Raw genomic sequence first — 13,246 nt, 5'->3', positions numbered from 1 at the left:
CGTCAACGCGCCGTAACAGGACCGCCGATTACCGCCCTTGCCGAATCCGAAGCGCACTGGCCGGCCGCGATGCATGCGCCCCGGCTGGCCTGGCTCAGCTGCCGGCCCGCTGGCGGGGATGGTTGCCTGCCCGGGCGCTGGGCTGGTCCACGGCTGCCTGCCACAAGCGCGGCCACTGCGCGGCTGCTGCATCCCTGGGCAGTGCCTGCAGCGGAACTCCCGCAGCGGCCAATGCGGTCCGTGCGGTCCGTGCCGACCCAAGATACCGGCCCAGGATCTCCCCCAGCCCCGCTCCGGGTCCGTTGTAGATGGCGCGCACAAACCGCTCGTAGGGTGTCCGGTCCTGCGGGTCCAGCAGCGGGACCGGGCGCCGCCGGACACTAAGGATGCCGCCGTCGACGGCGGGCCGGGGGCGGAACCCGGCTGCGGGCACCCGGCCGCGAAGATCGAAGTCGAACCAGGGAGAGGCCTGGGCCGTCAGCAGGGTTCCCCCACCCACTCCGGCCCGCTTGCGGGCAACCTCCCACTGGGTCAGCAGCACCGCATGGGTCCAGGTACCCGTTGCCAGCAGGCGGCGCAGGATCGGGGTAGTCAGGTGAAAGGGAATATTGCCCACAATCACCGGGCGGTCGAAGGGCACGGCCAGGGCATCTGCCTGCAGTACCCGGACTGTGGGCAGACGCCGTTGCAGTCGTCCTACGCAGCCTGAATCCAAGTCAATGGCCAGCAGGTCGCGGCCGAGGGCTGCAAGCGGACGGGTCAGGGCGCCGTCGCCGGCACCGAGTTCGAGGATGCTCCCGCCGCCCGAGGAACGGACCAGGCCAAGGACCAAACGGATGGTGGGTTGGTGGATCAGGAAATTCTGGCCGAGCTCCTCCCGGCCGCCATACTGGCTTCTCGCTCCCACGAGCGCTCCAATCGCCGCGACATGGAGCACCCTTCAGGCAGACGACGCCTTCCGGGTGCCTGGCATCCGGAACGACGGCGCGCGGTACCGCGAGTGGAGGCGCCGCCCGCCGTCAGCGGCGGCGGTCGCGCACGAAGAACGCGCAGTCGAATGCGCGGGAGGAAGTCCTACACGTGGAAGTCACAGGAAGGAGGATACGGCGACCGGCTCGACGGTTCCAGAGGGAGCAGTATGTTCGGCGCATGGATAAACAGCAGCCGGACCCGGGATGGGGTCCGGCTGCCGTTCGCATACCGGGCTCTTGGGGGTGGCTATGCCTACGATTCCTGGACTCCGCGGCGACGCGTGAAGTACACGCCGGCAGCACCCGCAACAAGAAGGCCTCCGGCTCCGAGCAGGGCGAGCGATGTGCCGGAAGCACCGGTGCCGGCCAGATCGGGCCTCACATCACGGGACGCTCCTGCGGAACCCATGCACGGCGGAGTGATGGACACGACCTGGACCATGGCTACCTCGGCACCCATTCCCGTTGTGCCCGATGAAGCTGACGGGGTGCCCGTCGGAGTGTCGCTCGGGGAGGGAGAGTCGCTCGGCGACGGGGTATCGCTCGGGGACGGAGAGTCGCTCGGGGACGGAGAGTCGCTCGGCGACGTGGTATCGCTCGGGGACGGAGAGTCGCTCGGCGACGGGGTTCCCGTCGGTGTTGGGGTAACCGTCGGGGTCGACGTCGGGGTACCCGTCGGAGTGACCGTCGGGATTGGAGTTCCCGTCGGTGTTGGGGTACCAGTCGGAGTGACCGTGGGCGTCGGCGTCCCGGTCGGAGTCGGGGTCGGCGTCGGCGTCCCGGTCGGGGTCGGCATCGGCGTCGGCGTCATCCGGCACGTGGGCGTAGGGTCGGAAACGGCCAGCAGTACACCTGATTCCATTGGCGCGGCGGCGTTGACCCGAACGGAGGCCGCCGGCCCCTGTGCTGCAGCCGTCGGGGCGGCGGCCAGGGAACCGACGAGGGCGAAAGCTGCCGCAAGGCTGCAGATCGATGTAGTGGCAAGGGCATGTGGGAGGCGTTTTGTATGCATGCGGATGACGCTTACACCACGCTATGTTGTCCACAAGCGTAATAAAGGCACATTGTTTCACCCCAGCCCCAGAGCCCTCAGTAGTACCCGTTGCCACACGCCAGGGGGAAACCAACCCCCGGTATTCACCGGTCATCCACTGGACTATTCGGCCGATCAGGCGGTTCGGACAGCGCTCACGGGCAGGGTTCGCCACTGCTGCCCGGCTACCCGGGTCCGCTTCCGCTGCCCGGAGGCGCAGGCTACGGTACGAGGGATCGGGGGCCGAACGTGTAGCCGGGCCCCTAAACCCAGGAGCCTGCGAAAATGATCGAGGTCCATCCCGCCACCGCCGACCGGTTCGACGACGTCGCGGCGGTCCTTGCGCCGAAGAGCCCCGATGCCCAGGCCTGCTGGTGCCTCAGCTACCGTCTCCCGACGTCGGAGTTCCGTGCTCTCGCCGGCGCTGACCAGCAGGGCAGGCTGCGCCGGTATGCGGAGGAAGGCACCCCGCCCGGCGTCGTCGCCTATGTGGACGGCGAGGCCGCGGGCTGGTGTTCGGTGAGCCCGCGCGCCAGCCACCACCGGCTGCGGTCCTCACGGACCATCCCCGCCGTCGACGATGTTCCGGTGTGGAGCGTGGTCTGCCTGGTCATCCGTCCGCAGTTCCGCCGGCAGGGACTGGCCCGGCACCTGCTCCACGGCGCCGTCGACTATGCCCGTTCTGCAGGCGCTCCGGCGCTGGAGGCCTACCCGATCGACGCCGCCGGCGGCAGGATCAGTTCCTCGCTCGCGTACGTCGGCACTACTGCGCTGTTCGAGGCAGCCGGCTTCGAACGCGCGGCGGAGACGGCGTCGAAATCCGGCGGGAAAACCCGGTGGCTGATGCGCAGACGACTCGCCTAATCCGTTTCCAGGCGGAGAATCCGGTCGTCGTCCTGCCCCGGACGGCCGCGGCCGTCGGTGTTGTTCGTCAGGACCCACACACTGCCGTCCGGAGCGTTGACGACGTCGCGCAGCCGGCCGTAGTCGCCGGCCAGCTGCTCGATGGGGGCACCGGGATTATCGAGCGGGACCTCCCGCAGCCGTTCGCCGCGCAGGTTGGCAATATACAGAGTGCTGCCCGCCACGGCGATGCCGCTCGGACTGGCTTCCCCGGGCGTCCACTGCTGGACCGGGTCAATGAAGCCTTCCTCTCCTGCTATGCCTTCGACCTCGGGCCAGCCGTAGTTCCCGCCGGGCTCGATGACGTTCAGTTCATCCCAGGTGTTCTGTCCGAACTCGCTCGCATAGAGGACGCCGTCGCTGTCCCAGGCGATGCCCTGCGGGTTGCGGTGTCCATAGCTGTACACGAGCGTTCCCGGGAAGGGGTTGTCCTCCGGGTTGCTGCCGTCCGGGTTCATCCGCAGGATCTTGCCCGAGAGCGAATCCCGGTCCTGCGCGCTGTCCCGGCTGCCGGCGTCGCCAGTGGTGGCGTACAGCATGCCGTCCGGGCCGAACGCAAGGCGGCCCCCGTTGTGGACCGGGCCGGCGGGGATTGAGTCGAGGATGGTTTCCGCTTCGCCCAGCGCCAATGACCCGGGGTCACCGGTGATGCTGCGGCGTTCGATCCGGTTCCCGGCGTCCCCGGTGAAATAGGTATACAGGTACCCGTCCTGGACGGCGATGCCGAGAAGCCCTCCCTCTCCCCTGCCTGCGGCGCCCTCGATGGTGCCGGCCTCGCGGGCGTTACCGGCCGCGTCGAGCTCCAGGATTCGTGCAGAGTCCCGCTCGCTGACCAGCGGGATGCCCTCGTGGAACGCGATGGACCACGGGGCGTCGAGACCGGTGGCGAGGACTTCCGTTTCCGGTCTTTCCACTTCCAGTCCGGGCGAAACGGAAATCGGAGACTCCGGTCCCGGCCGGCCGTCTTCAGTACACCCGGCCACAGCGGCCACCGCCACCGTGACAGCCGCGAGGGCGGCGAACCGGCGTCGTGCCTTGCTCCGACGGGAACCCGCACCGGCACTCCCGGGGCCCGCAGCCGCAAGCCTCACGGTTCCCTGTCGCACCGATGATCCGGGTATCAATCGACGCTCATCCCGCTCGTGAGGTTCAGGACGGCCCCGTTCATACTCCCGGCGCCGCCCTCGACCAGAAAGACCGCTGCTTCGGCCACCTCCTTGAGGGTCGGGAGGGTTCCGGTGGTGGTGAGGGATTCCAGGAAGCGGGTGAACTCGTCCAGTGCCATCGGCAGGTCCGGCGTGCTTCCGATGGTTTCCAGGATGCGCTGCGGGCGAAGGCAGACAACCCTTACTCCCGAAGGGCCCAACTCCGCGGCAAGGGTACGCGTGAGTGCTTCGACGGCGGCACAAGCCGCTGCGAAGCCGCCCACTCCGGCAATGGAGACCCTCGCCGGCGAGGCGGACAGCAGCAGGACCGTTCCGCTTCCGCGTCCAACCATGTGTACGGCAGCGGCCCGCGAGGTGATGAACTGTGTGCGCAGCCAGCCTGCTGCCGGCGAGACGACGTCGTCCACGGACATATCGAGCAGCGGGACGCCTTGCACCGCGGGGAGGCCGGCCGCATTGAGCACGGCATCGATCCTTCCTGCGGCGTCGACGACGGCGTCGGCGTGCGCGTCCACGGCCGCCGGATCGGAGGCATCGACTTCTGCCGTATGCACCGGCCCGCCACCCAGTGCGCGGACGCGGTCCGCCGTCGTATTAACGGAGTCCAGGCGGTGCCCGGCGAGGAACAGCTCCGCCCCGCGGCGGGCAAATTCCTCCGCTACGGCACCGCCGATCGCCCCGCCGGCGCCATGGATAATGACCTTCCGGGATGGGATCACCGCAGCCATGGACCCGCTCCTTCTCCGATGCAATCTGGATGGCGGACGCCGGGACGCCCGGACGGACGAGGCTAACAGGGCCCTGCAATCACGCGGAATAGCATGCAGTCAACCGATGCACGAAAGAAGCGGGATTCGTTGCGTTGCTGATAATAGGCCATGGATCCCTACACCTACTCTCCGCCGGATTTGTGCCGCGACCGGTACTGCCACAGTGTGGGACCCACCTTCCGGCCGCATCGTTAGTTTGCCTGCGCTCCGCCGTCGAGCTCTGCTTTTAGCACCGAGGAATGCGGCGCTGAGATGGTCCCGTCGGCTCTAGGCAAGAACACACCCACATCCATAACACATGCTTAAGCATTTGACGGATATACTCAGTGTCTAATTGTTTATTTAGGAGACACCCATGTCCGATTTCCCCAAAGATCATTCTCCCCAGGGAGAATATCCCACACCCGGCCCCGCCTCTGTACCTACTAAGAAAAAACGCAAAAAGTGGCCGTGGGTTGTCGCCATTGTCCTAATCCTCTTTTTTGGCGGCTGCGTGTCCTCTCTTACGGGTGGGTCTGATGACAGCAGTACTGCATCCTCAACCGACGAGACCCAAACATCTGAGACGTCCTCAGAGGCGGCACCCTCGACTACGGCCCCGGAACCTGTAAAGGAGCCGGAACCTGCAAAGGAACCGGCTGCCCCCAGTCCCGCTGCTCCTGCCCCTGCTGAAAATTCTGTTCCCGTTGAATTCAAGTCGGCACTTCGTCAGGCCGACACCTACGCGAACACAATGCACATGTCCAAAGTCGGACTCTATGACCAGCTGACTTCCGAATATGGTGGGAAATTTTCACCCGAGGCCGCACAATATGCCGTCGATAACGTGAAGACGGACTGGAACAAGAACGCGCTGGAGAAGGCGAAAACTTATCAGGAGACGATGGCCATGTCTCCGGATGCCGTCTACGACCAGCTGGTTTCCGAATACGGAGAAAAGTTCACTCCGGCTGAGGCGGATTACGCGATTCAAAACCTGAACCAGTAGTTCAGGCCTCGCCAGCAAAATCCTCGAGGGCCATCCCGCATGCTGTAGCTGCGGGATGGCCCTTTTCGTGGCTCATGACCACATGTCCAGAGCGTATCCGCATGATTTGAACCGGGGCGGGCTTCAACCCACCATTGTTGTGCGATCAGTGCGAGCTCCAACTCGGGTTCGACGCCGCGTGACCGTGCACCCTTGACTGACCAGCGGGCGGAAGACCAAGCTGGCATGCAGGGAAAAGCGACCACTCCAGCCACGGGATGGCTACGAGATTCCGGGAGAACGCATGGAGATGCTCTTCGTCCATGGAGCCGGCGGCTACCAGGACGACCTACCCCTCGCAGAAGAACTGCACACCCGCCTCGGCCTGCCCGTTACGGCGCCCCGCTTCCCCGACGAGGACATGTCAGCCGCGGGCTGGCGGAGCGAGATCGAACGGCACCGGAACGCCCTCGCCCCTGACCTGGTCATCGTCGGGCATTCCTTCGGGGCGTCGATGGCCCTGCTTCACCTCGCCGATGGATTTCAGGGCACGGCGCCGCTGGGACTCGCCCTCCTGGCAATGCCTTTCTGGGGATCGGAGGGCTGGCAGGCGGAGTACACGCTGCCTGCGGACGCCAAGCTGCCGATCGGTTTCCCGGTCTGGCTCCACCATTGCGTCGACGACGATGTGGTGCCCATCGGCCATCTGGACCGGTACACGGCCCGGTTGCCGCAGGCGCAAGTCCGCCGACATACGTCCGGCGGGCACCAGTTCGAGGGGCGGATGGGGGCGGTTGCCGACGACGTCGGCACGCTCTAGTGGCGAGGCCTCGACCGTCACGCCCGCGGGCGTCAGGAAAGGGACAGCTCGCGGAGCTGACGGCGCGAGGTGACGCCCATTTTGCGGAAAATATTGCGGAGGTGGGCATCAATCGTCCGTGGGCTGAGAAAGAGTTCCGTGGCGACTTCGCGGGAGGTTGCACCGGTGGCCACCAGCCGGGCGATGTGCATCTCGTGGGCGGTGAGGGAGTCGGCCGGCTGGGCGCTTCGCTTGCGGGGGTGCTCGCCGGTGGCGCGAAGTTCGCGGGCGGCGCGGGCGGCGAACGCCTCGGCGCCCATGTCCAGTAACAGTTCGTGCGCGGTGCGGAGCTGTTCGCGGGCGTCCTGGCGGCGGCCCTCGCGGCGGAGCCACTCGCCGTAGACGAGGTGCGTTCGGGCGAGATGGGTGGTTATCCGGCAGCGGTTGAGTTGTTCGATCGCCTCGCGGAAGTGTTCCTCAGCGGCTGTCCCCGTAGAGGTCAAAGCCCGTGAACGCGCCGCCAGACCGAGCCCCCACGGCGTACCGCTGGCGAGGGCGCGTGAAGTGAGTTGCTCCAGCGCATCGGCCGCACTCTCCGGCCGGCCGGAACGGCACGCCGCTTCGACGAGTTCAGAGTGGGCCAGGTTGTTGAACCTCACCGCTTCGGTGTCGAAGGCCCGTGCCGCCGCGGCATGAGCTGCGGAGTAGTCGCCCAGACCGTTATGCAGCACCGCCATGGCGTACTGCGTCAGGGCATCCTCGGTGCTGTGCGCCTGTTCGGCAGCCTTGCGGACAATGCTCGCGCGCATCCCGGCGGTCTCGTCTGGACGGCCGCGCCAGGCAGACAGGAGGAGCTGCGCGTGCAGCAAGGGCACAGCCTCGGTCGCGGCTGCGATCGCTGCGTGCTCGGCTGCGCGGTCGAACTCACCCGAGAGCACTTGTATGACGGATTGGCCCAGAAGTGCGTCCGGGAGTGCGGCAAGCGCGCCGGACTCACGGGTCAGACGGACATGACGGATGGACACGGCGTGGAGCATCTCGTCGTCGAACACCGACATTGCGGTTCGGCTGGCGAGCCACCCCCAGCGGCAGGTGTCGGCGACGCTCAGCGCATCAACATCCTGCTCCTGGCCTCCGAAGGCCGCCAGCGCCCGCCGCAGCTCCGGCACACCGGCCGAATACCCCTGAGTGAAGGTCGTCACAAGCCCGTCGAGCAGCAGATCCGCAGGCCGCAGAGACCCCGTCGCTACGGGCGCCGTCAGGGCAGCCTCGGTCACTTCCGGTATGCCGCGGCCGCGGCGGAAGTCACCGGTGACGATCGCCGCTTCGAGCGCGCGCAGATACGTCTCACGGGACAGCACCGGGTCCAGCGGGGCCAGGCTCTTAGCGGCTTCCAGCAGCATCCTTTGCCCTTCGGCGTCGCGCGCGAGGTGGAACGCGATCCGTGCGCGCAGCAGTTCGAGGCGAGCCTGCTGCAGGGTATCGAGCGGCCCGGCCGAAGCGACCGTCAGCAACTCGGAGGCGTCCGCACCAGCCTCGTGCTTATCCTGCGCGGCCTCCAGCGCCCGGCTCGCGCGGGTGGCAGGGTCAGGGGTCAGTCTGGCCGCATGCTCCATGAACGCCGCCGCAGCGGCCAGCCCGCCGCGGGCGCGCGCCCGGTCTGCTGACCGCACCAGCCCAGCGGCGGCGTCCTCGTCGGTGCCCAGCACGGCCTGGGCCCGGTGCCAGGCGCGGCGGTCGGGGTCGACGTCTGGATCGATGGCAGCGGCCAGCGCGTCGTGTGCACGGCGGCGCTCCAGCGGGGCGGCGGACCGAAGCACAGCTGAACGCACCAGCGGATGGCGAAACCTCACCCGTGTATCAATCTCCAGGAGTCCGGCGGCCTCTGCGGGCGCGGCAGACTCGCCGGCGATCCCCAGGTGCGCGGCCGCACGCCAGAGCAGCGCCACCTCGCCGGTAGAATCGGCCGCGGCAACCAGCAGCAATAGTCGAGTAGGTGCCGGCAGGCTGTCCGCGCGGCGCCGAAAGGTGTCCTCGATGCGGTCCGTGATGCCCGGCACCGGCTCGAACCCGCCGGCCACCCATGCCGCCGGCGCGCTTCGGGCCAGCTCCAGCAGCGCGAGAGGGTTCCCGTGCGCCTCCGCGACGACATGCTCGCGCATCCCGTCGTCCAGGGGTACGTAGTCGGCTGCTGCCAGCAGCTCCCGCGCGTCGGCCTCGTCGAGCCCGCCCAAGCGTAAGCCGGGTATGCCGTCGAACCCGCGCACATCGCGGTCGGTGGGCTCCCGCAGTGCGAACACCAGCGCCATCGGCTCCGCGGCGACCCGTCGTGCCACAAATGTGAGGACCTGAGCCGACGCCTCGTCCAGCCACTGCGCATCGTCAACGAGGCACAGAAGGGGCCCTTCCTCAGCGGCCTCGGCCAGCAGGTTGAGAGTGGCCAGCCCTATCAGAAACCAATCCGGTACTGCACCGTTTCGCTGCCCGAACGCCACGCCCAGAGCGGTCTGCTGCGGCTCGGGCAGGGCACCCATGCGGTCCAGCAGGGGCGCGCACAACTGATGCAGGCCGGCAAAAGCGAACTGCGTCTCGCACTCCACCCCGACCGAGGACACTACTCGGAACCCCGAGGCATCAGCCCTGCCGCGGGCGTACTCGAGCAACGCCGTCTTTCCGATTCCCGCTTCCCCTCGGACGATGACTGCCCCACTCAGCCCGGCACGTGCCTGCGAGAGGAGGTTGTCGACCGTTGCGCGGTCCGCGGAGCGGCCCAGGAAGTCCATCAGTGTCGCTCCCTTCAGAGCATGACGGCACCTTAGTAGGCAATTTTCACCTACGCAATCGAAGTCGCTCCGACCCAAGCAGCTAGGCGGAAACCGGCGGAAAGGCAGGGGTTTCCACCGATGCGAAGACCCCGCTGCCGCTGCGAATCTGAAGACTCCGGTGCAGGCGAAGCAGTACGGCCCGGCCCAGACCTGGGAACACGGTTTGTGCCGGACCGTTTCGAGAATCGCACGAATCCACGACCCGCATAAGACATAAGAAAGAAGCGCCGAACCATGAACCTCATTCAGGAACTGATCATCAACTTCCAGGATCTGGCGGCCCAAGTGCCCGAGATCATCCGGCCCTTCATCGTGATGCTCGCCGGGGCCGTCCCGTTCATCGAGACCGAAGGGGCCTCCGTGATCGGCATCCTCGGCGGCCTCCACCCTATCGTTGCCGGTATCGCCGCCGCAGTCGGCAATTTCCTGAGCGTGGTTCTCGTGGTGCTCTTCACCTCCCGGGCCCGCACTGCGGTCACCAACCACAACAGGGACCGTGTCTCGGCTGCCCGGAGCGCCGAGCGCGTCCCGGCCTCCCTGGGTTACCAGGGGTCCGCTGCGTTCGAGGAGACGGCGCCGGCCAAGCCCGTATCCAAGGGGCGCCAGCGCTTCATGAAGTGGCTCGTCCGCTTCGGCGTCCCCGGCGCGAGCATCCTCGGTCCCCTTGCAATCCCGACCCAGTTCACCTCCGCGATCCTCATCGCGAGCGGAACCCCCCGTGGCTGGGTGCTGCTCTGGCAAGGTGTGGCAATCGTCATATGGACGACAGTGGCCACCGTCTTGTTCTGGGCCGCCCTCACCTTCGTCGTCGGGGTCTGAGTCACGTGAAAGGCCGGATCGAAGATCCATCGGCGGAACGTAGCCGCGCTGGCAGGGCAGCTCCGAAGAAGCGATTCCGGGAGGAACAAGTGACACGCAAAGAGACGCCGGACCCCGGGGACGGCCATACGCTTCCGCGCTATCGATGGTGGCAGCTGTTCTCGCGTTCCCTCTTTCATCTGCAGCTCGCCGGCGAGGACGGTTCACCGGAGATCTGGTCCGTAGAGGTCCGGCCCGGGGGTGATTCGGACGGCGAAGTGCGCGCGCAGCTCTACCGCAACGGGGTCAACCAGGCCCGATCGAAACTTCCCGCGGTGTTCGCAGTGCCGGGTGGCGCCATCGAGGTCGAGGTCAGCATCTACGGGCTCAGACGCTGCCACTATGTGACGCCCGACGGGTCCGAGCGACAGCTTCTACCTGATCCTGCCTCGGCCGAAGGACTGCGCGCCCGACTGGAACGGACCAATCCGGCGCTGAGCCGTGCCGTTGGCATCGTATCGGCCAGCGTACTCGTGGTCGCGCTCGTGCTCGGCGTTCCGCAGATCATTGAGCAGATCATGCAGCTCCCGCCCGTCGCGGAGAACATCGGCACGTTCTCCAGTCCGTTCCAGCTTCCGGCATCGGCGAACTTGGTGCTGCTGGTGGCAACGCTGGCAGCCAGCACCGAGCGCGCACTGAGGCTGCGCTACAACTGGGTCCTCGACGGCGGCTTCCTTGAGGGTGGTGACTAGAGCATCGGCCGGGCTCTGCGGCAGGCTCAGCCCGCACCCGCTTAAACGACAAAAGCCTGACGAAACTCGCGTTTCATCAGGCTTACCGTCGGGTTGACAGGATTTGAACCTGCGACCCCTTGACCCCCAGTCAAGTGCGCTACCAAGCTGCGCCACAACCCGCAGTTCTTCCGGAATGTCTCCCGGCTGAACCACCTCAAATACCTTACACCACAACCGGCGATTACGTCGCATCGAGGCTCGCGGGCGTTGCGGGCACCGGCGTACGGCCAAAAACAGAGCGCGCACCAGCTCCCCCGCTTCGGCTTATCCGCTTCCCCGTTGCCCTGGTTGTACAGATACGGGCTTCTCCGCTTCCCGGCCGCCGCGCTTGTACAGATAACGGGCTGCTCGCAGCCGGATAGCCCCGTTATCTGTACAGTGATGAGCCGCCGGTCCCCCGGGCCGCTGTCACAGTCCCGAAGCCACGCTGTCACACCCAACACCCTCGGCCCGCCTACCCGACAGCACCGCAGCCTGCGCCCCAAAACTGCGGAAAGCCCCGGCCCCGCTCCCCCATAAGGGAACGGGACCGGGGCTTTACACCAAGAGACTTAGCGCTTGCTGGTCTTGCCGCGCTTCTCGCGGACGCGCATGCTGACCTCGATGGGCGTGCCCTCGAAGCCGAAGGTTTCACGCAGCCGGCGGGTGATGAAGCGGCGGTAGCCGGGATCCAGGAAGCCGGTGGTGAACAGCACGAACTTCGGCGGACGTGAGGAAGCCTGCGTACCGAAGAGGATGCGGGGCTGCTTGCCGCCGCGCACGGGGTGCGGATGGGCCGCGACAAGCTCACCCAGGAAGGCGTTGAGCTTTCCGGTGGGGATGCGCTTGTCCCAGTTTTCCAGGGCAGTATCCAGTGCCGGAACAAGACGGTCCTTGTGCCAGCCGGTCTTGGCCGAGATGTTGACGTGGGGAGCCCATTCAACGTGGGCCAGGTCCCGCTCGATCTCGATCTTGAGGTAACGGCGGCGCTCGTCGTCGAGCAGGTCCCACTTGTTGAAGGCGAGAACCAGTGCGCGGCCGGATTCGATGGCCAGCTGCAGGATACGGACGTCCTGCTCGCTGAGGACCTCGTCCACGGCCAGGAGCACGACGGCGACCTCGGCCTTTTCCAGGGCAGCCTGGGTACGCAGGGAGGCGTAGAAGTCGGCGCCCTGTGCCATGTGCTGGCGGCGGCGGATGCCGGCGGTGTCGACGAAGCGCCAGGTGCGGCCGCCGAGCTCGATCATTTCGTCCACCGGGTCGCGGGTGGTGCCGGCGGTGTCATCAACGACCACGCGTTCGGAACCGGCGAGCTTGTTCAGCAGCGAGGACTTGCCCACGTTCGGGCGGCCGATCAGGGCGATGCGTCGCGGTCCGCCGGAGCGGTCCAGTCCGCCGTACGCCGAGTACTCGGGCAGCACGTCGAGGACGGCGTCGAGCATGTCACCGGTGCCGCGGCCGTGCAGGGCGGAGACCGGGTACGGCTCACCGAAGCCCAGGCCCCAGAGGGAGGAGGCATCGGCTTCGTTCTGGATGTCGTCCACCTTGTTGGCGACGACGACGACGGGCTTGCCCTTGCCGCGCAGCATCCGCACCACGGCTTCGTCGGTGGCGGTGATGCCGACGGTCGCGTCGACCACCAGCATGACGGCGTCGGCGTGGTCAACGGCGATTTCGGCCTGGTCGGCTACCCGGGCGTGGATGCCGCGGGCGTCGTGCTCCCAGCCGCCGGTATCCACCAGGGTGAAGTTCACGCCGTTCCAGGTCGCGGGGTAGGTAACCCGGTCACGGGTCACACCGGGGGTGTCTTCGACGACGGCCTCACGGCGGCCGAGGATACGGTTCACCAGGGTCGATTTGCCCACGTTCGGGCGGCCCACGATGGCGACCACCGGATCCTGGCGCAGGGGTGCGTCTTCGTCGTATTCTTCGAAGCCGCCGGCGAGCAGCGCGGCGTCTTCTTCATCAAGTTCATAGTCGTCGAGACCGGCGCGGAGGGAACGGGCGCGGATATCGGCCTCGTCGTCATCCATTGCCGCGAGGCGCTCGTCGATCTGGTCTTCTCCGGACGGGACGTACTCGTCCGTGGAGATCCCGTCACCGGCGGTGTCGTCGTTGAGAGGTTTTCCGTTCATTGAATTGCTTTCTTTCCGTTGAGGTCTGCAGCACTGCGTACAGGCCGTCGCCGGACGTTCAGCCCGGTAAGTGTGAGGGAGGATACCTTGCGGCGTTGCCGCCGGA

General features: G+C 66.9%; 12 protein-coding genes and 1 tRNA gene. 5 read left to right on the top strand and 8 right to left on the bottom strand.

Annotated elements, in window-relative coordinates:
• Nucleotides 1-94: 94 nt before the first annotated feature.
• The 3 genes from erm to N2L00_RS05985 form a co-directional block, all read right to left on the bottom strand.
• Entirely contained in the window at nucleotides 95-907 is an 813-nt protein-coding gene (gene erm / locus N2L00_RS05995) for a 23S ribosomal RNA methyltransferase Erm (RefSeq protein ID WP_255863279.1), read from the bottom strand.
• Between the two features lie 317 nt (nucleotides 908-1,224).
• Entirely contained in the window at nucleotides 1,225-1,353 is a 129-nt protein-coding gene (locus N2L00_RS05990) for an LPXTG cell wall anchor domain-containing protein (RefSeq protein WP_255863280.1), read from the bottom strand.
• Nucleotide 1,354: 1 nt separating this feature from the next.
• Nucleotides 1,355-1,789 (bottom strand): hypothetical protein, encoded by a 435-nt coding sequence (locus tag N2L00_RS05985; RefSeq protein ID WP_255863281.1) that lies wholly within the window; start codon nucleotides 1,787-1,789, stop codon nucleotides 1,355-1,357.
• 500 nt (nucleotides 1,790-2,289) lie between these two features.
• Here N2L00_RS05985 and N2L00_RS05980 point away from each other — a divergent pair, with 500 nt between their 5' ends.
• The gene (locus tag N2L00_RS05980; protein ID WP_255863282.1) at nucleotides 2,290-2,868 is read left to right on the top strand and encodes a GNAT family N-acetyltransferase; all 579 of its coding nucleotides are present in this window, start codon (nucleotides 2,290-2,292) and stop codon (nucleotides 2,866-2,868) included.
• On the opposite strand, the gene N2L00_RS05975 is transcribed toward N2L00_RS05980, so the two are convergent.
• Together N2L00_RS05975 and N2L00_RS05970 are read right to left on the bottom strand one after the other, a co-directional pair.
• Nucleotides 2,865-3,821 carry a sorbosone dehydrogenase family protein gene (locus tag N2L00_RS05975; protein ID WP_255863283.1) on the bottom strand — a complete coding sequence of 319 codons (957 nt, stop codon included), beginning with the start codon at nucleotides 3,819-3,821 and terminating at the stop codon, nucleotides 2,865-2,867. The genes N2L00_RS05980 and N2L00_RS05975 overlap by 4 nt on opposite strands.
• A gap of 206 nt (nucleotides 3,822-4,027) precedes the next feature.
• Complete coding sequence (locus N2L00_RS05970; protein ID WP_255765785.1) at nucleotides 4,028-4,801, bottom strand: SDR family NAD(P)-dependent oxidoreductase; 774 nt, start codon at nucleotides 4,799-4,801, stop codon at nucleotides 4,028-4,030.
• Between the two features lie 397 nt (nucleotides 4,802-5,198).
• Here N2L00_RS05970 and N2L00_RS05965 point away from each other — a divergent pair, with 397 nt between their 5' ends.
• Both N2L00_RS05965 and N2L00_RS05960 read left to right on the top strand, forming a co-directional pair.
• Nucleotides 5,199-5,831: an Ltp family lipoprotein gene (locus tag N2L00_RS05965; RefSeq protein WP_255765784.1), complete on the top strand. Its 633-nt coding sequence runs from the start codon at nucleotides 5,199-5,201 to the stop codon at nucleotides 5,829-5,831.
• Between the two features lie 283 nt (nucleotides 5,832-6,114).
• Nucleotides 6,115-6,630, top strand: a complete 516-nt coding sequence (locus N2L00_RS05960; RefSeq protein ID WP_255765783.1) for an alpha/beta hydrolase — start codon at nucleotides 6,115-6,117, stop codon at nucleotides 6,628-6,630.
• Between the two features lie 32 nt (nucleotides 6,631-6,662).
• Here the strand turns inward: N2L00_RS05960 and N2L00_RS05955 are convergent, their stop codons facing one another.
• A complete protein-coding gene (locus N2L00_RS05955; RefSeq protein ID WP_255863284.1) occupies nucleotides 6,663-9,392 on the bottom strand; it encodes an AAA family ATPase in 2,730 nt (909 codons plus the stop codon).
• 276 nt (nucleotides 9,393-9,668) lie between these two features.
• Here N2L00_RS05955 and N2L00_RS05950 point away from each other — a divergent pair, with 276 nt between their 5' ends.
• Both N2L00_RS05950 and N2L00_RS05945 read left to right on the top strand, forming a co-directional pair.
• Nucleotides 9,669-10,253 (top strand): small multidrug efflux protein, encoded by a 585-nt coding sequence (locus tag N2L00_RS05950; protein WP_255765781.1) that lies wholly within the window; start codon nucleotides 9,669-9,671, stop codon nucleotides 10,251-10,253.
• Nucleotides 10,254-10,342: 89 nt separating this feature from the next.
• Nucleotides 10,343-10,984 carry a hypothetical protein gene (locus N2L00_RS05945; RefSeq protein ID WP_255863285.1) on the top strand — a complete coding sequence of 214 codons (642 nt, stop codon included), beginning with the start codon at nucleotides 10,343-10,345 and terminating at the stop codon, nucleotides 10,982-10,984.
• An 88-nt stretch (nucleotides 10,985-11,072) separates the two neighbouring features.
• Here N2L00_RS05945 and N2L00_RS05940 read toward each other — a convergent pair.
• A tRNA-Pro gene (locus N2L00_RS05940) sits at nucleotides 11,073-11,146 on the bottom strand.
• Between the two features lie 431 nt (nucleotides 11,147-11,577).
• Entirely contained in the window at nucleotides 11,578-13,140 is a 1,563-nt protein-coding gene (gene der / locus N2L00_RS05935; protein WP_255765779.1) for a ribosome biogenesis GTPase Der, read from the bottom strand.
• Nucleotides 13,141-13,246 lie beyond the last annotated feature (106 nt).

The sequence above is a fragment of the Arthrobacter sp. zg-Y1171 genome (genome assembly GCF_025244845.1).
Taxonomy (GTDB): Bacteria; Actinomycetota; Actinomycetes; order Actinomycetales; family Micrococcaceae; genus Arthrobacter_B.
Note: the sequence above shows the minus strand (reverse complement) of the source record. Positions and strands in the feature narration are given on the sequence as shown.